The 16,846-nt window shown below is 69.8% G+C and carries 11 protein-coding genes; 5 read left to right on the top strand and 6 right to left on the bottom strand.

Translation table 11 applies throughout. The features are described 5' to 3' along the window. Window positions 1-72 precede the first annotated feature (72 nt). Window positions 73-1,029 (top strand): SigB/SigF/SigG family RNA polymerase sigma factor, encoded by a 957-nt coding sequence (locus ACFY0O_RS32625; protein ID WP_388953468.1) that lies wholly within the window; start codon window positions 73-75, stop codon window positions 1,027-1,029. Here the strand turns inward: ACFY0O_RS32625 and ACFY0O_RS32620 are convergent. The 4 genes from ACFY0O_RS32620 to ACFY0O_RS32605 form a co-directional block, all read right to left on the bottom strand. Beyond that, a complete protein-coding gene (locus ACFY0O_RS32620) occupies window positions 1,011-2,315 on the bottom strand; it encodes a phosphatase PAP2 family protein (RefSeq protein ID WP_388953465.1) in 1,305 nt (434 codons plus the stop codon). The genes ACFY0O_RS32625 and ACFY0O_RS32620 overlap by 19 nt on opposite strands. 128 nt (window positions 2,316-2,443) lie before the next feature. Continuing rightward, window positions 2,444-3,322, bottom strand: coding sequence for a fumarylacetoacetate hydrolase family protein (locus ACFY0O_RS32615; RefSeq protein WP_388953462.1), 879 nt, complete (start codon window positions 3,320-3,322; stop codon window positions 2,444-2,446). Window positions 3,323-3,369: 47 nt separating this feature from the next. After that, window positions 3,370-4,668 carry a helix-turn-helix domain-containing protein gene (locus ACFY0O_RS32610; RefSeq protein ID WP_388953460.1) on the bottom strand — a complete coding sequence of 433 codons (1,299 nt, stop codon included), beginning with the start codon at window positions 4,666-4,668 and terminating at the stop codon, window positions 3,370-3,372. 458 nt (window positions 4,669-5,126) lie between these two features. Beyond that, window positions 5,127-6,158: a hypothetical protein gene (locus tag ACFY0O_RS32605; RefSeq protein ID WP_388953458.1), complete on the bottom strand. Its 1,032-nt coding sequence runs from the start codon at window positions 6,156-6,158 to the stop codon at window positions 5,127-5,129. Between the two features lie 502 nt (window positions 6,159-6,660). On the opposite strand from ACFY0O_RS32605, the gene ACFY0O_RS32600 reads away from it, so the two are divergent. Further along, window positions 6,661-7,278, top strand: a complete 618-nt coding sequence (locus tag ACFY0O_RS32600; protein ID WP_388953455.1) for a LysE family translocator — start codon at window positions 6,661-6,663, stop codon at window positions 7,276-7,278. A gap of 201 nt (window positions 7,279-7,479) precedes the next feature. Here ACFY0O_RS32600 and ACFY0O_RS32595 read toward each other — a convergent pair whose 3' ends face one another. Next, window positions 7,480-10,155: an ATP-binding protein gene (locus tag ACFY0O_RS32595; RefSeq protein WP_388953452.1), complete on the bottom strand. Its 2,676-nt coding sequence runs from the start codon at window positions 10,153-10,155 to the stop codon at window positions 7,480-7,482. A 113-nt stretch (window positions 10,156-10,268) separates the two neighbouring features. On the opposite strand from ACFY0O_RS32595, the gene ACFY0O_RS32590 reads away from it, so the two are divergent. From ACFY0O_RS32590 to ACFY0O_RS32580, 3 genes are all read left to right on the top strand, one after another. Then, entirely contained in the window at window positions 10,269-11,567 is a 1,299-nt protein-coding gene (locus ACFY0O_RS32590) for an FAD-dependent oxidoreductase (protein WP_388953450.1), read from the top strand. 21 nt (window positions 11,568-11,588) lie between these two features. Further along, window positions 11,589-12,605, top strand: a complete 1,017-nt coding sequence (locus tag ACFY0O_RS32585) for an NAD(P)H-dependent flavin oxidoreductase (RefSeq protein WP_388953448.1) — start codon at window positions 11,589-11,591, stop codon at window positions 12,603-12,605. Window positions 12,606-13,678: 1,073 nt separating this feature from the next. Continuing rightward, entirely contained in the window at window positions 13,679-14,623 is a 945-nt protein-coding gene (locus tag ACFY0O_RS32580; protein ID WP_388953445.1) for a restriction endonuclease, read from the top strand. Between the two features lie 38 nt (window positions 14,624-14,661). On the opposite strand, the gene ACFY0O_RS32575 is transcribed toward ACFY0O_RS32580, so the two are convergent. Beyond that, the gene (locus ACFY0O_RS32575) at window positions 14,662-14,877 is read right to left on the bottom strand and encodes a hypothetical protein (RefSeq protein WP_388953442.1); all 216 of its coding nucleotides are present in this window, start codon (window positions 14,875-14,877) and stop codon (window positions 14,662-14,664) included. Window positions 14,878-16,846 lie beyond the last annotated feature (1,969 nt).

Here is a 16,846-nt window from a genome sequence, read left to right as displayed (position 1 = left end):
GGAGGAAGCGTCATTAACCTGAGGAACGGGTATGAAGTACCTGAAACCCGACATGGATCGGAGGTCCGTTCCATGACCCGAATCCAGCAGACCGGCACCCGCCGCACCCGCGGAACCCCGCGGGCCGCCTGCCCCAGCACCCCGTCCCAGGACCGTCCGGCGACACCGCTGGAGGAGCCCGTGGCGGAGCTCCTCGCCGAGCCGCTCAAGGCGAGCACCGCCGACGCCCGGACCCTCTCGCGGTCGCTGTTCCGCCGGCTGCACGCCTTGGAGGAGGGCACCGCCGAATACGCGTACGTGCGCAACACGCTCGTCGAGCTGAACCTCAGCCTGGTCAAGTACGCCGCCCGGCGCTTCCGCGGCCGCAGCGAGCCCTTCGAGGACATCGTCCAGGTCGGCACGATCGGCCTGATCAAGGCCATCAACCGGTACGACGTCACCCGCGGGGTGGAGTTCACCACCTTCGCGCTGCCCACCGTCACGGGTGAGATCAAGCGCTTCTTCCGCGACACGAGCTGGGCCGTGAAGGTCCCCCGCCGGCTCCAGGAGCTCCGGCTGAACCTGGCCAAGGCCTCCGACGCGCTGGAGCAGGACCTGGGCCGCGGCGCCACCGACGCCGAGCTGGCGGAGCGGCTCGGGCTGACGGAGGCCGAGCTGGCCGAGGGCCGCCGGGCCGCCCAGGTGTACGCCTCGCGGTCACTCGACGCGCCGGCGCAGGACGACGCCGACTCCGGGACGGCCCAGCGCCCGCTGGGCGAGGAGGAGCCGGTCTACGAGCGCATCGAGTGCCTGGAGTCCCTCAAGCCGCTGCTGGCGGAGCTGCCCGAGCGGGACCGGGAGATCCTGTCCCTGCGCTTCGGCCAGGAGCTCACCCAGTCGCAGATCGGCGAGCGGCTCGGCATCTCGCAGATGCACGTGTCCCGGCTGCTGACCCGGACCCTCACCACCCTGCGTACGGGCCTGCTGACGGACGACCCGCCGCCCCAGGACACCGGGGACGGGCCGGCCGCTCACACCAGCTCGGGCTGAACCTCGCGCCGGGGCCGCGGCACGGCCGCCGGCGCGGTCTCGCGGTCCCACAGACCCGTGGTCCGCACGTAGCCGTACACCACCGAGCCCGCCGCCAGGACGAGCAGCGGCCCGCACAGCCACGGCAGCGCGGCCAGCTCCTGCGACAGGAAGCGGTAGGAGAGCAGCAGCGCGGTGAAGACGGCCGTTCCGTACCCGGCCAGCCGCAGGCCCCGCCGGTCCCAGCCCCGGTCGGCGGCGCGCAGGGCGATTTCTATCGTGAGGGTGAACACCACGCCGGCGAGGATGTCCGCACCGTAGTGGTAGCCGAATCCGAGGGTGGCGCCGAGGGTGGCGACCAGCCAGAACGCGCCGAGGAAGCGCAGGGCCCTCGGGCCCTTCCGCGAATGGACGAAGATCGCGGTGGCCCACGCCGTGTGCAGGCTCGGCATGCAATTGCGCGGGGTGACCCCGTCGAAGAGCATCGCCTGCGGGGTACCGAGCGGCGGCGGGGTGTTCGGCCAGAGGTCGGCCAGGGCCCACTGGCCGCCGTCCGCGCCGTAGGCGAAGATCGGGCCGACCACCGGGAAGATCATGTAGATGCCCGGTCCGAGCAGCCCGACGACCAGGAACGTGCGCACCAGGTGGTGCTTCGGGAAGCGGCGCTCGGCCGCCACGTCGCGCAGCTGGTAGAGGGCGACGAGGACCGCGCCGACCGCGAGCTGGATGTAGACCCACTCCAGGACGTGGGCGCCGACGGTCCCGGTGGCCTCCACGATCCGGCCGGCCACCCACGAGGGGTTGCCGAGCGCGTGGTCGGCGGTCGCCACGTACTGGTCGAGCACCGTGGGGCGGGTCTGCGCGGTGATGTCCAGCCAGGTGTAGCCGGTCTTGCGGCCGGTCACCAGCAGCAGGGCCAGTCCGACGCCCTTCAGCAGCAGGGCGCGCTCCCGGCCGGTGCGCCGGGTGAGGGCGATGACGCCGCAGGCCAGGGTCACGATCAGCGCGCCGTTGCCGAACATCGTCGGAACGCCGGCCGCCCAGCGCCCGAGCCAGAACACCAGGTCGATGCCGACGGCGGCGCCGACGGCGAGGAACCGCCGGCGCCAGGGGAGCACCACGAGCATCAGGGTCATGGCGGCGTAGAGCACCGTCCCCGACTTGGGCGGGAAGACCACCTCGCGGGCCTGGGCGGTGATCGGGCCCGGGGTGCCGTAATGGCGCGAGACGACCTCCAGGGCGACGAGGAATCCCAGGCCGATCAGGCCGACGGCAGCCCACAGCACCACCGGGGGCCGGCGCCACACGGGAGGCTCCGTTCCGCCGTCGTTTCCGGAAAACACTCGCGATACCGCAGATATCAATTTTTCAGCCGATGTTCATGTTTCGACGTGATCGTTGTGAGGCCGAACATGTTATCGGAGTGGCCGCGCGTTCAGATACGGGCCTTACCGCCGGGACCGCCGGCGCGGCGCACGGTGTTGCGGAGGGTGCCGATCCCCTCGACCACGGCCTCGACGACGTCACCGTCCCGGATGACCCCGGCCCCGGGCGTACCCGTGGACAGCACGGATCCCGCGTCGAGGGTCATGCCGCCGGAGAAGTGGGCGACCTGCCAGTAGGGGTCGCGCATCATGGCGGAGACCTGGTTGGTGGCGATGGTCTCGCCGTTCACCACGGTGGAGATGCGGATCGAGGAGAGGTCGCCGACCTCGTCGGGGGTCACGATCCACGGGCCGAGGCTGCAGAAGGTGTCGAACGCCTTGGACCACGGGATGTAGCGCGGGTTGACGCGGATCGCGTCTTCGGCGGTCATGTCCAGGATGGTCGTGTAGCCGAAGACGACCGAGGCCGCGTCCTCGGGCGCGACGTCCCGGCAGGTCCGGCCGATCACCACGCCGAGCTCCGCCTCCGCCGTGACGCGGTCGGACTGGACGGGCAGGACGATCTCGTCGCCGTCGCCGATGACGCAGCTGCTCGGGCGCAGGTAGGAGCCCGGGGTGCCGACGGGCTGCTCGACGTCGAGGTCGGCGGCGTGCCCCCGGAAGTTCAGCCCGACCCCCCACAGCTTGGGCGGGTGGCGGTAGATCGGCCCGAAGGACACCTCGGCGGAGTGGAGGGCCTTGGCCCTGGCCTCCGGATCGGCCAGCGCCTCGCGGATGCCCTCCAGCTGGTCGCCGACGACGACGTCGAAGAGGGTGGGACCGAGCGCGGTCCCGGTCAGCTCGGCCAGGACGCTGAGCCGGACGATCCCGCCGTCGACGGCGATGCCGACGTCCTCCCGGCCGGCCAGGGTGAGGGTGCAAAGGCGCATGGGGTACTCCGTTTCGAGGAACACAGCGAGGGGGTGGTGCGAGGGGGTCAGCAGGCGCGCAGCGCGAGCCGGGGGGCGAGCGGGGAGCGGCCCCGCATCGCGGCCCGGACCAGGTTGAGGAGGGCGAAGCGGACGGGCCCGTCCGGCTGCGAGGGGACCTCGGCGATCAGGCCCGCGTGCAGCAGCGACTGGACGGCGAGGGCCGCCTGCGCCCTGGGGAGTCCCGACTGCCGGACCACCTGGCCGACGGTCCAGCCCTCGGACCGGCCCGCGAGCCGCAGGGCCAGGTCCTGGATGGCGGGGGTCTGCTGGGCGAGCACGTCCTGCGCGGCCGCCACGGGGTCGGTCCGCATCGCGGGGTGGCTGGCCAGGGCCTCCGGTTCCTCCCGGGCCATGGTCAGCAGTTCGTCGGTGGAGATCACGGTGGCCCAGGAGGCGGCGGATTCCAGGGCGCTGGGCAGGCCGTCCAGCCGGGCGCAGATCTCCGCCAGCTTGCGCAGTTCGCCTTCGCCCGGCTGGAAGCCGGGCCGCAGGTCGGCCAGGCGCCGCAGCAGGAAGTCCAAGGCCGGCGCGGCCCCGGGCGCGGCCCCCGGCGGGACTCTCAGTGCTCCGGTGGGCCCGGTGGGGAGGGGCGACACCAGGAACCGGTGGTGGTCCGAGACCCCGTGGGGGACGCGGGCGGTCTCCAGGACGCCGAGCCGGGGGCACTGGCGGATCAGGGACCACACGGTCTCGCGGCGGACCTGGCCGTGGTCGTTGCCGTCGAGGACGAGCAGCGCGGCACGGTCTCCGATCTGCCGGGCGAGCCGGCCGACGCCCGCGCCCTCGCCGACGAGCAGGTCCGCGGTGGCGGCCTGCAGCGGGCCCCGGTCGAAGTCCTCCTGCAGCCGGACCCAGAGGACGGCCGTCGCGGACGCCGCCTCGACGGAACCCGCCGCGGCGGCCGCCAGGTGCGTCTTGCCGACGCCCGGGAAGCCGGACAGGACCGTGATGCGCTGCCGCTCGTCCAGCAACTGCCGGGTGAGCGAGTCGAGTTCGCGGGCACGTCCGACGAGGGGTCGGGCCAGGACACTGATCGGCAGGCCGAGGGCCTCGAAGAGCACCTCGTCGACCTCGCCGCCGGCCGAGAGCTCGAAGGAGAGCCGTTCCTCGGTGGTCAGCAGCAGCGCGTCCGCGAGGAGCCGTACGGTCTCCCGGCGCGGGGCGGCCACCCGCCCGAGTTCCAGGTTGCGGACCGCCCGCACGCTGACCGTGGAAAGGTCGGCCAAGGTCTTCTGGCTCAGCTGGGCCCGCTTCCGATAGCGCTGGAGCTGGACCCCGAAGTCCTCGACATTCGCCCAGTTCATCATCTTCGATTACTCCAGATATGAATACGCGCGCACGCCGCCACACGATGGGAGTGACGGTTCTGTACGCAGCCGGCAGCCATTCCCTGTAGGGAATTCCCCTGGCCCCCGTGAGCCGGATCGGTACATATCGGCGGATCAGTCGGCGTACCGACTGGGCCGACCCTAACTGGAGTCGGTTGAACGACGGAACCTCACGCGATCAAGCCGCGCGTTCCGCTTGGAGGCACGGCGGCACTTTCGACGGCCGGCAAGTGCCTCGTGCCGCCGTCCCGGCCGGAAGGGAATGCCGCGAATAGTCCCATGATCCCGTTATCGGTCCTGGTGTTTACCGCCACGGTGGCGCGAACCCTCCGCTCCGGACGGCCTGGTGCGGGCCTTTCGTGTGAGGCATGTCATGCGGAGCCGCGCGGCCGGCCGCCCCGGAACGCCGCCGTGCGGCGGCCGGCCCGCCGGGTTCAGGGCCGCAGGGCGACGGCCAGCTCCTTGACGAGCTGCTCCGTCGGACGTACGCGCTCGACCTCCGCGACGGCGGTCATCAGCTCGAAGACGTCCACGTCGGCCGCCTCGGCGCAGCGCGTGATCAGCGGGAAGAAGCTGGAGTGGGTCTGCGTCAGCCCGCCGAGCACCTGGAAGGTCCGGTCGTCGTGCAGCCGCGGGAGCGGGCGCACGACGGTCTCGCTGAGCTGGGCCAGCGCCCGGTAGTCATAGCCGGCTCCGGCCCGGTGCCGGGTCAGGATCGCGGCGAAGGCCTCGGTCACGGTGTTGCCGGCACCGCGCCCGATGCCGTCCAGGGTGGCGTCCACGAAGCGCGCCCCGCCCGCCGCCGCGGCGAGCGCGTTGGCGTTGGCGAGCCCGAGGTTGTCGTGGCCGTGGAAGCCCAGCGGGACGGACACCTCGGCGCCGACCCGGCGGAACAGCCCCTCGACCTCGTGCGGCAGGAATCCGCCGACGGAGTCGACCAGGTAGACGCCGTCGGCCCCGAAGCCGGCGCACCGCCGGACCGCCGCCACGACCCCGTCCTCGTCGAGGACGTTGGTCTTCATCAGGTTCACGAACGTCCGCAGGCCCAGTTCCCGCGCCAGCTCGGCGAAGTGCGCGGCCGGGGACACGTCGGTGATGTCGACGCCGATGCGCACGAATCCCATTCCGGCGTCGGCGGCGCGGACGAGGTGGTCCGGCTCGGCGAGACCGGGAATGCAGAACATCCCCCAGGCCGCCCGGCGCAGCGTCTCGGACGCGAGGGCGAAACACCGGTCGTCGCCGACGAGGCTCGGCCGGGAGAGCGCCTCGCCGGCGTTGAGGCCCAGGCCGTGACCCAGTTCGATCAGCCCCAGCCCGGCGCCCTCCAGGCCGGCGAGGACGGCCCTGATGGTTTCCTCCGTGAACCTGAAGTCCACGGAATAACTGCCGTCCCGAAGTGTGCAGTCAAGGATCTCGGCCGCGGCCGCGGTGCTGCTCGGGGCGGTTTCTTGCAATACGCCGGTCATGGCGGAACTCCCTAACCAGAGGAAAGTCGCTCAGGGGTTCTCAAGCTACCCGGGGCCGAAGTTCCGAGGCGGCACCGGGCGAGGCACTTTCCCTGCTTCCGTAATCTGCCAAGCTGCCCCCTTGCGAATCCAGGCGGCCCTTGTATGGTCTCGACGGCGGCACGGGATTCCCCGCCGCGGGCCGTTCACGTGCGAGAACGGAAGGACCCGGCCCCGCAGACGGCCGGCCGACCGGCAGAAAGGGTCGACATTCGCTTGGAATCGCTCTCCGAAAGCCGGAGGAGCCCTATAGGGAGAATGGAACTCCGGTCGCGGAACGGCTCGCACGAGGCGTACTCCGACGGTCCTGCGGCCGCCGCGCCCTAACCTCCGAGTGGCTTTCCGGACTCCATCGACCGAAAGGGCCTTCCATGGTCAGCATCGAGGACGAGAACTTATCCCCCCACGCACGGCACCCACAGTCCGGCGGGCTCCCCGCCGCCGCCGGCGACAGGCTGCCGTGATGCCCACGCAACTGCCGCTGTTCGTCCTGACCACCTGGCTCCTGGCGATGCTCCCGGGTGCCGGCCAGGCGATGATGATGAGGCAGACCCTGGAGGGCGGGCTGGGCGCCGCACGGGCCACCATCGTCGGCAACGCGGTGGGGCTGCTCGTCTGGTCCCTGTCGGCGGCCGCGGGCCTGTCCACGCTGCTGCTGACCAACCCCGGCGTCTACACCGTCGTCCGCGTCGCCGGCGGCCTGGTGCTCGTCGTCCTGGGGGTCAACACGCTCCGGGCGCAGCGCGGCGGCCCGACGCCGCCGGGCCGGGACGGTCCGCGCGCGGGGGGCTGGGGCGCCTTCGGGACGGGGCTCGCGACGAACCTGGGCAACCCGAAAGCGGGCGTGTTCGCGGTCTCGGTACTGCCGCAGTTCGTCACCGCGCACGGGCCGGCCTTCGCCTCGATCGCACTGCTGGGCGCCGTGTGGGCGTTCGTGAACGCCTGCTGGTACCTGCTGTTCACCTGGGGCGTCAGCCGCGGCCGGGCCCTGATGACCAGGCCGGCCGTGCAGCGCGGGCTGCGCGTGGTCACCGGGCTGGTGCTGCTCGCACTCGGGACCGCCGTCGCCGCAGGGGTCTGACGATGACCGGGGCCCGATGCCCGGAAGCGGCTCAGAGGCCGTCTCGGATGCTTCCGATACGGCCTCTGATCTGCGAGCGTGCACATGGGTACCTGCCGTGCGCCCTCCGACGTGGGCGCTGGTCCCCAACTGGTCCCCAAGGGGCGCCATCTGACCCGTTCCCGGCCAGGCACCCCGGCCGCAAACCCTCCCGCTGCTCGATCACGGTGTCCGGTGCCCGATCACGTTGTGCGGGTCGAGGGGGGGCACGGTGGGTCGGCGATCGGTCACGTCGTTTCGCCGGGCGTATCGAGCGGCTTCCGACCGGTTCGCCATGCCGAGCTTGCGCAACACCGCGGCCACGTGGTGCTCTACGGTGCGCCGCGACAGGAACAGCTCGTCGGCGATCTCGGCATTGCGGAGTCCGTCGGCCACGAGGGTGAGCACCTCCTGCTCACGGGTACTCAGCCCGTCCGGGCCGGCAGCGCGGGTCGGGCGTCTGGGGATGTCGCGCACCCCGAGCCTGCGCAGGCGGCGGGCGGTGATGTCGCGCATCGGCCGTGCTCCCAGGCGGTCGAAGGCCGCCAGCGCCTCGCGGAGCATCCCCTCCTCGGCGGTGTCGGCGAGCGCGAGCGCGGCCTCGTAGGGGCAGCCGATCTCCTGCCAGAGCTCTGCCGACTCGCGTGGGCGGCCCGACATCTGGAGCCGGTACGGTTCTGCGGCCCGCGCCGGAACGGCGGCCGGTCCGTTCGCACGCGTGATCCAATAGGCCAGCTCACCGAGAAGCCACGGCTCGCCCTGTGACACAGCAGCCGCCAGGGCCGGAGTGGCCATCGCGCGCACCTGGTCGAGGTCGCCGGCATACGCCGCGGCCTCCGCCAGGGCGGGCGTGGCGCCGATGATCCAGCCGACGACCGGTTCGGCGGTGACCATGATCGAACCCACCCGAGTCAGCAGCGGGCGGGGATCGGAGTCGCCTCGACGGGCGCGCAGCCGGCCCAGCACCACCATGGCGATCATCCTGCGCCCGTCGTCCACGCCCGCCGTGCGCAGCACCTCCGTTGCGAGCGCCTCGGCCTCGTCCCACCGGCCTTGGTCCAGCAGCGCCCTCGACCGGAAGGCGCGCAGCCACTGGCGCCAGACCTCCTGCCCGTGATCGTCGGTGAAGGAGAGGGCCTCCCCGTACCACCGCTCGGCCTGCTGGTACCAGCGGCGGGTCACGCAGATCAGCTGGAGCCAGAAGTAGCCGAGTCCGGCCTGGTCGTGTGCGGATGCCTCGCTCGCCAGTCGGACGCTCTCCGCGATCAGGTCGAGGCCGGCCAGGTCGCCGTCCTGCGCGCGGCCGATGCCGATCGACAACAGCGCGAGCGCCCGATCCAGCGGTCCGGTGTCCTCGTCGGCCGTGGCGAGGAGCCGCTCGCCCCAAGTGACCGCGTCAGCGTTGCGGAACGCCATTCCGGAGAGCTTCGCGCGGATGGCGCAGGCGAGTGCGTACTCGGGTCCTGGTGGCTGCCCCGCCAGCAGCGCGAGTGCCTCGTCGCAGGCCTTCTCCCCGAGCGGGATCTCCCGGGCCAGGTGCGCCGCGGTGATCGCCAGTCCGACCAGCGCCCCACCCCGCCGACGGTCGTCGCCAACCTCCCGCCACGCCTCGACGGCCTCCTGCCGGGCGCGCAGGGCGCCGTCGAGGTCATCCGCGAGATGACACTGCCGACCGAGTTCCTCCAGGAGCCCGGCCCGGTCCGCGTCCAGCCTGCCCGGGAAGACGGCGAGCGCGCGGCGAAGGTGCGCCGCGGCCTCCGTGTGAGCCCCCAGCCCGGATGCCCGCTGTGCCGCGAGGGGCGCGTAGACGAGCACGGCGGCCCGGTCGTCGGCACGCTCCGCGTGATCGGCGAGCCGCGCCGGTTCCACTTCGCCGGGCGGCCGTGTACCGAGTACGGCCAGTGCCCGCCGGTGCAGGACCGCCGCGCGTCCCGGCGGGATCGCCTCCATGATCGCGACACGAACCAGCTCGTGCCGGAATGCGACCGCTCCGTCATCGGCGGCGACCAGCCCGCGGTCCAGGCAGGCGTCGACGTCCTCGGCCGCCCGGCCCGAAACCGCCTCCACCAGCCATGGGGCCGCCCGGGTCCCGAGACAGGCGAGGGCATCGAGGGCCTCCCGCGCACCCGGCTCCAGGCGGGCGGCGCGAGCGAGCACCGCGTCCCGGACCGTGGGGGGAACGGTGGCCCGGCCATCCCCCAGGACCTGGGTTACGAAGAACGCGTTGCCGCCCGTGCGCCGGTACAGCTCGGCCGGGTCGATGTCCGTTCCCGCCGCAAGCCGTGCCACGGCCTCCTCCGACAGCATCGGCACGGTCAGCCGGCGTACGACGGGAAGGGCCGCAAGGTCCCCCGCCAGGACGCGCAGGGGGTGGCGGGTCCCCACTTCGTCCTGCCGGTAGGCCACGACGAGCATGGCCGGGCAGGCCTCGATGCGGCGACCCAGGAAACGCAGCAGGTCCAGCGTGGCCTCGTCGGCCCAGTGCGCGTCGTCGAGCACCACGAGGGTGGGGTCGGCGCCGCCCCGCAACTCGTCGAGCATCAGGCGGCGTGCCTCCGCCGGATCGGCCGGGCCGGTGAGTTTCCGGCGCAGCGTCGGCGACAGGCTGTGGGCCATGTCGCGCAGCGGACCGAGCGCAAGCGGCGTGGTGAGGGGTTCGCAGCTGCCACGGAGCAGGCGCACATCGCCCAGCCTCCGGCCGAACTCCTCGACCAGCACGGTCTTGCCCGCCCCCGCGTCACCGCCGACGAGAACGAGCCGTCCCGTGCCGGCACACGCCTCCCCCCACCAGCGGGTCAGCGACACGATCTCGCCGTCCCGTTCCTCGAGCGTGCAGGGGCCGACCGTCACCTTGTCCATGGTAGGCAGGCTGCCGCCACAAGGTTGGGTATCGACTACCGATGTCCGCGACCGGCCCGGCTGCGCATGCTGCGTCATGACCGAAGGAACGGAACGCAGCGGCGGAGGCAGTCATGGACGACTACGACGTGATCATTGTCGGCGCGAGCATCGCGGGCTGCACCGCGGCCACGGCGTACGGCCGGGCCGGGCTGCGAGTGGCACTCGTCGAACGGCATCGCAGCCCCCAGGCGCACAAGACCCTGTGCGGCCACTTCGTGCTCGGCGGCACGCACGGCGTCCTGCAGCGACTGGACTTCTGGCAGCCCATGGTCACGCACGGTGCGGCCGTCACCAGCGGGCTCGGCGTGTGGACGGAGCACGGCTGGATCGTCCCCCGGCCGGACAGTGCGATTCCGCCGGCGATCAGCCTGCGCCGCGGCAAGCTGGACCCGCTGCTGCGGGAGATCGCCGCTGCGACCCCGGGCGTGGACCTCATGCTGGGACACCGCGTCGTAGACCTCCTCCAGGACCACGCCGGCGGCGTACGGGGTGTGGTCACCGCGAACGGCCAGGCCGAGCGCACCGAGCTCCGCGCCCGCCTGGTCGTCGGCGCGGACGGCCACCACTCCACCGTCGCCCGGCTCGCGGAGGTTCCCGAGGACCAGGCCCCGAACGAGCGCTTCCTGTTCTGGACCTACTACGAGGGCGCGACGATGAACGGCCCCGGGGACGGCCAGGTCTGGCCGGTGGGCCGGGACGTCGCCGTCTGTATCCGGGTCGACGACGGGCTCACCCAGGTGGGTGTCTTCCCGGCGAAGGACAGGCTGCCCGAGTTCACCGCGGAGCGGCAAAGCGCGTTCGACCGGTTCGTCGGGCGCCTGCCGGACGGGCCCTCCCTCGTCGGCGCCCGGCGGGTGTCGAACCTCATCGGCACCACCGACTACCCGTGCATACGCCGGGACCCCACACCGCGGCCCGGGCTGGTCCTGATCGGTGATGCCGCCACCGCCTCGGACCCGGTTCCGGCCGTGGGCTGCGGCTGGGCGTTCCGCAGTGCCGCGTGGCTGGCCGACGCGACCGCCGAGGCCCTGGCCCAGGGCCGGGACCTGCACCGCGCGCTGCGCGGCTACCGCCGGGCACACCGGTTCATCGACGCGTACGACGCTCTGGGCCGGCGGGAGGCACTCGCCGGGCCACCCAGCCCGCTCCAGCGGGCGGTCCGCGCGGCAGCCGTGTCCGACCCGTACGTCTCCCGTCGACTCGCGCTCTTCGCGATGCGGGCAGCGCCCCCGTCGGTACTGCTGAACCCCACGGTCATGATCCGCGCCGCGGTCGCATCCCGAGCGCCGAAACCGCGGGGCATGCGGACTCGTCCAGCCGATCAGGACCGGGTTCCTTCACGAGGCCGGGGACGGCGGCGTACGGAATGATGGGAAGGAGAAGCATGTGCCATGGCTGCTCGCCGAAGGACTGTCGCGGGCCTGCTGGAGGTCCTGATGCTGACCACTCCCGTATGCCGCCTTCTCGGTATCGATGCCCCGATCGTCTGCGCGCCCTTCGGCCCCTGGGACGAGGTCGCTCTCGCAGCCGCAGTGTGCCGGGCCGGTGGGCTCGGCAGCCTCGGCACGGCGGTGCGGCCCCTCCCGGAACTGCGGGAGCAGTGGGCCCGGCTGCGGCAGCTGACCGACCGGCCGTTCGCGATCAACCACACCAGCCGCCCCCTCGACGAGGACGCCTTCCAGGCCACGATCGAGGAGCGGCCGGCCGCGATCTCCTTCCACCTGGCCGTGCCGCCCGACCTGATCGCCCGGGCCCACGACGCCGGCATCCTGTGGATCCAGCAGGTCTCCAGCTGCGGTCAGGCAGACGAGGCTCTCCAGGCCGGGGCCGATGTGATCGTCGCGCAGGGCGGCGAGGCCGGCGGGCAGGGCGCGGACGTCGGCACGATGGTGATGGTCCCCGACGTCGTGGACATGGCGGGCCAGGTACCCGTCCTCGCGGCCGGCGGGATCGCCGACGGCCGCGGCCTGGCCGCCGCCCTGGCGCTGGGCGCGCAGGGGGTGCTGATGGGGACGCGCTTCCTCGCGTCGGAAGAGATGAGCGTGTCGCAGGCGTGGAAGAACCGGATCGTCGCCTCGGCCGCCGCGGACACGGTGAAGGTCGTGGGCAGCGAGCAGATCCTGCCGCCCTTCAACCGCCCCGGTAGTGCCGGCGTGCCGCGCTGCCTGCGCACTCCCCTCGTGGACGCCCTGCGTGAAGACCCGTACCGGGTGGACCCGGCGGAGACCGTGCCCCGCGTGATGGCGGCGATCCTGGCCGGCGGCGGCGAAGAGTACCTGCCCTTCACCGGCCAGTCGACCGCCCTCGTCCACCAGGTCCTGCCCGCCGACGAGATCGTCCGCCGGACGGTGAAAGAAGCCGAAGCGGCGCTGGCGGCGGCAGCCCGCGCGATCGGTCCCGGGCCGTGACGACCCTCGGTCCCAGGGATGTGGAGGCCCTGACCGCGCTCGACGCCACCGGCCAGGCAGAGTTGTGACGAAGGACGGGGAGGAGATCTACGAAGCGGGCCCGGCCTTCCACTGGCCGCCCGGGCACGCCCGTGGCACTCGAACAGCTCCGCGAGGCCATCCGCCGACTCCGGTCCCCGGCAGCGTCGCCCTTCAGCGCCACGGCCTCTCGGCCGCAGGCTGGACGTGCGACCACATTGCGACCACCATGGCCCCGGACGCGCGAAAGGCCGTCCTCTCGTGTGTGAGAGAACGGCCTCCGACCTGCGTAAACGCTGGTCGGGACGACAGGATTTGAACCTGCGACCCCTTGACCCCCAGACCCAGTCCGTACCGTCCACATGCGTCCGCGGAGTCTCGCAACCGTCCAGGTCAGGGACCTCCACCACATCCGCCGCCGCATGACCCGTGACACATCGGTGACACGTCCACCTGGGCCGCCAAGACCCCACCACGGGGCACCAGGGCTTCCAGGAAGCGCGGCGTGGCCGCGGCCGGCTCGTTGATCGTCTGGCGCGCAGCGCCCGCCTAGTGGATCTACACGACCCGTCGAGGGAAGGCCCCGGATGACCGAGTGGGCCACCCGAGGCGAGGACGGCTCCGGTCGTACTGCGTCCCCGCAGAGCGGGGGCACCAGGGCCTCACCCGCGCACTCCATTCCGGCACGGGCTGACAGCGAGCTTAGTGTCGATCACGGCTTCGGACCATCGATCTTTGCTCGCCAACAACAGCGGCGCTGCCGATGGACCGGCCTGAGGCTTTACCCACCTCCACCGCGCCGGGGCCCTCCGCGGGGAGTCCTCATCGGGCACTTGCGGGCAGCTCCATGTGCTGCCCGATCCGCTGGCGAGCGTACGGCCTCCCCGCTCCCGGCACGATGCAGGCCACCGACCAAAGCCTCCGGCGAAGAAGGACCTGGGGCCCCCTTCCCACCGTCGGTTCTAGTTTCGTCGTAGGGGGAGATCATGAGCGTCCTGCGCGCTACGGTTACAGGTCGGTGACGGGGAGTCGCGGTACGCGCAGGAGGGGGCCGGATGCACGAGGACGGCGGCCGAAGGAAGACGATCAACCCGAGTGCGTACCTGGCGCTCGTCGAAGGTCTGACGCTGATCTTCTGGAACAAGAAGACCTTTGCCGGGTACCTCCGAGGAATGCTCAAGGGCCACAGCGAGTTGCTGGCGCGGCTCGACTTCGAGGCATCCAAGCGCGAGGTCTCCGGCCAACTGGTTGATCTTCTGCGGGCCAACGAGCCACGCTACCTCGACGCGACCGTCGCTCTCATGCTCGACATCGCTGCCATGGAGACCTTCCCGAACCTGACGAGCCAGACCGACGGTGACGCCATGGTGGCCAAAGCCAAAGCGGCAGTCGCGGAACTGCGTCGTTGGACGGCCAAGCAGCAAGAGGTCATCAAAGAGCACGAAGAGCACGCTCGCGCCATCGCCCAGAGCGCCAAGGAAGCCCAGGACGGTCGAGCGTTCGCCCAGTCCCACGAGGACTTGAAGCAGCGCTTCCTCCAGATGCACGGAGCTGGGGACCCGCACAAGCGAGGGGCCGCGTTCGAGGGCTTCCTCAACGATCTGTTTGCCCTGTACGACCTGGAGCCGCGGGCGGCATACAGCCTGGCTCATGAGCAGATCGACGGCGCCTTCGCCTTCAACACCGACCACTACGTGCTTGAGGCGAAGTGGTGGAAGGAGGCCATTGGCCGGCGCGAGCTCGACGTGTTCAAGGCCAACATCGAGCGCAAGGGCAAGAACACGCTCGGGCTCTACGTCAGCATGAGCGGGTACAGCTCGGACGCCCTGGCGGTCTACAGCTACAGCACGCCATTCATCACGATGGACGGCCTCGATTTCATGGCCGTCCTCGATCAGCGCATCCGGCTGGACGACCTCCTCGACCGGAAGAAGCGCCATGCCAGTCAGACGGGCCACTGCTACCTGCCCGTGGCCGAGGTGCTCGCCGGCGCGGAGTGACAGGAGCTCTCCACGGGATAGCCTGGTTCTAATGGACCTCAGAGGTCGCCATTGTCATAAATGACAATGGGACGCCCTGGCTTCACATCGCCAAACTGAGGCCATTTCATATCGACGCTTGTAATCTGCATGGGGGTTTCATCGAGCTGTTTCCGCCGCCGCAAGAATTCCTCATCCGAGAGATTGGGCGGCAGCACAACATTCGCAGCAGATTCTGCGGGTTCAGAGTTTGCCACTGGGGTAATCTCGGCCACGTCAGGAACCTCCGGACTTTTAGCCCTATCATTTTTCGACCGGAAACGCCGCCAGGCGCTTACAAGTCGAGAGCGACCTCGTTCATTTCCCCCCATAAACAGATTATAGCAGAACAGGTCAAGTCCACTATTGCGCCCAGATGGGGCATCAGGAAGGCCCGGCGACTTGCAGCTTGGACATTCGCTCGGTAAGCCGACGAAGTGGCCATCTTCCAACGCATCAATCTCCAGCGGTCCGAGGAAGTTACCTTCAGACTGCTAGACAACCCCGAGACGTGGAGGACCCGCAGCGTAGAACGCATCGACTTTGCTAGCTCTCTATGGGTACAACGCAACCGAATTTTGCACGTCAAACCGCTTCGGGCCACCCTAGGAGAAGAGCTCCTGCCGAGCATCTACGAGTCGGCATGGATTCGGCTGCCCGTCGGGGCCTTCCCTCGCATTCTCTTGTTTGGGTTTGAGGCAGAAGTGGCCGGTAGGGAAGTATACCGGGTCTCGGTCCAAGAAAATGGCCTGCTTCTAGCTAAGCATCTTGAAGAGCGAGGGAGACGCCTCGCTAGCCATATTATGGCCGCAAATGGCTCGGCAGGCGATTTGCAGATGTGCCTCCTCGAGCCTCGCCTTCGCGCAGTTCTATCCGCTATCTGCATGTTCGAGGCCGGCGCCTGGCACAACATGCGTACAAGATACCGCGGGGACGCCCTTTGGGCGTATCTCAGGAATGGCATCCTGCCTCCCGGTACCGCAGGGCACCAGCAAGCATATGGCCTCAGGAAAACGCTCTCCAACTGGAAGTCCATCTTGGCGCCGGTCTTTCCTGCATTTCGAAACGAGCAAGCCCTTCGCGAGACCGATAGCCCTGCCGCAAATCCTCTGCTGGTACTTCCACTTCTTAAAGCGAACGGTGTCTTTCAGGGGCTCGACGAGGTTCCGGGCCTTCTGTTCCACCTGATTGAGTTCATTCGTATCGCCCAGTCCTGGGCTGCGTCAAACCCCTATTCTGACGGCCCAATCGGGAAAAGTGCACGAGCACTACTAGAGGAGTATGAGTTTCTTGGACACCACTGGGTCGCCCTAGTGGATTGCCTCGTGCCAGCAGACGAGCCCTTCGTTGCGAGCGTCACTGAGAGGCGGGCCATGGACCTCACTCAGAGGAGCAGGTCTGTTTTCGATCTGCGGCAAGCATTGACCATGAAACGAAAGGATCTTGGACCTACGGCCGTTTTCCGCGACGCTCGCGCCAATCACTTGAGCCTACGAATCACTGATCCGAATGTGGAATTTGGAGGAGAATGCAAGGTTCGCGCAGCATACGGCGGCACCAGCGAGGTAAAACCTGACCTCATTCGCGAAAAGGGAGACCTGCTACTTGTGTACTCTTCGGAGGAAAATCGTCCCGCTCTAGCGCATATCGAGTGCACCCTACAGCCAACACTCCCCCTTCGTATGATCCATTGGGTGGTTCTCGGTGTTGCCGCACTCACTTTCGCCGCGATCCTCGCCGGAGGACAGTTGTCCGTCGGGTACTACACTGCACCCCACGTTGCTCTGCTCCTCACACCATCAACCTTTGCCTCCGCATTGCTCCTATCTCGAGAATCATCATCGCTAAGCGGGGCTCTCGCACGCCCTCTTCGTCTTCTTCTCGCTGTTGCGCTTGCCGCTCTCTGGATTCTTGCGGTGGTCCTCTATCTCACAAACAGCCTCCACCTGACAGAACAAAAACCCACCCCTTCTCCTTCAGCCACGCATTCAGCGGCATCTTCGTAATCTTCCTTACATCTTTTTTCACTCCTGCCACCTATAATCCGTCCTCATATGACAGAACGAGGACGACAGACATTTGACCAGGAAGCGGTCGCCAAGGCGTTAGGGAGGGTCTGCCGCACGATCGGGTGACATCTGAACTGGCTTGCCCTGTGGGGCAGGTGGGAAGGATGTCGCTGTGCCCAAGCCCTATCCGGAAGAG

The sequence above is a fragment of the Streptomyces sp. NPDC001594 genome, assembly GCF_042893675.1.
Taxonomy (GTDB): domain Bacteria; phylum Actinomycetota; class Actinomycetes; order Streptomycetales; family Streptomycetaceae; genus Streptomyces.
The sequence above is the reverse complement of the archived record's forward strand: the minus strand, read 5'-3'. Positions and strand labels throughout refer to the sequence as shown.

Bases quoted from the DNA above. Each gene is read 5' to 3' on its own strand.
- ACFY0O_RS32600 (WP_388953455.1), top strand. From the start codon at position 6,661: ATGCCCACGCAACTGCCGCTGTTCGTCCTGACCACCTGGCTCCTGGCG.
- ACFY0O_RS32605 (WP_388953458.1), bottom strand. From the start codon at position 6,158: ATGACCGGCGTATTGCAAGAAACCGCCCCGAGCAGCACCGCGGCCGCG.
- ACFY0O_RS32595 (WP_388953452.1), bottom strand. From the start codon at position 10,155: ATGGACAAGGTGACGGTCGGCCCCTGCACGCTCGAGGAACGGGACGGC.
- ACFY0O_RS32590 (WP_388953450.1), top strand. From the start codon at position 10,269: ATGGACGACTACGACGTGATCATTGTCGGCGCGAGCATCGCGGGCTGC.
- ACFY0O_RS32625 (WP_388953468.1), top strand. From the start codon at position 73: ATGACCCGAATCCAGCAGACCGGCACCCGCCGCACCCGCGGAACCCCG.
- ACFY0O_RS32585 (WP_388953448.1), top strand. From the start codon at position 11,589: ATGGCTGCTCGCCGAAGGACTGTCGCGGGCCTGCTGGAGGTCCTGATG.
- ACFY0O_RS32615 (WP_388953462.1), bottom strand. From the start codon at position 3,322: ATGCGCCTTTGCACCCTCACCCTGGCCGGCCGGGAGGACGTCGGCATC.
- ACFY0O_RS32610 (WP_388953460.1), bottom strand. From the start codon at position 4,668: ATGAACTGGGCGAATGTCGAGGACTTCGGGGTCCAGCTCCAGCGCTAT.
- ACFY0O_RS32580 (WP_388953445.1), top strand. From the start codon at position 13,679: ATGCACGAGGACGGCGGCCGAAGGAAGACGATCAACCCGAGTGCGTAC.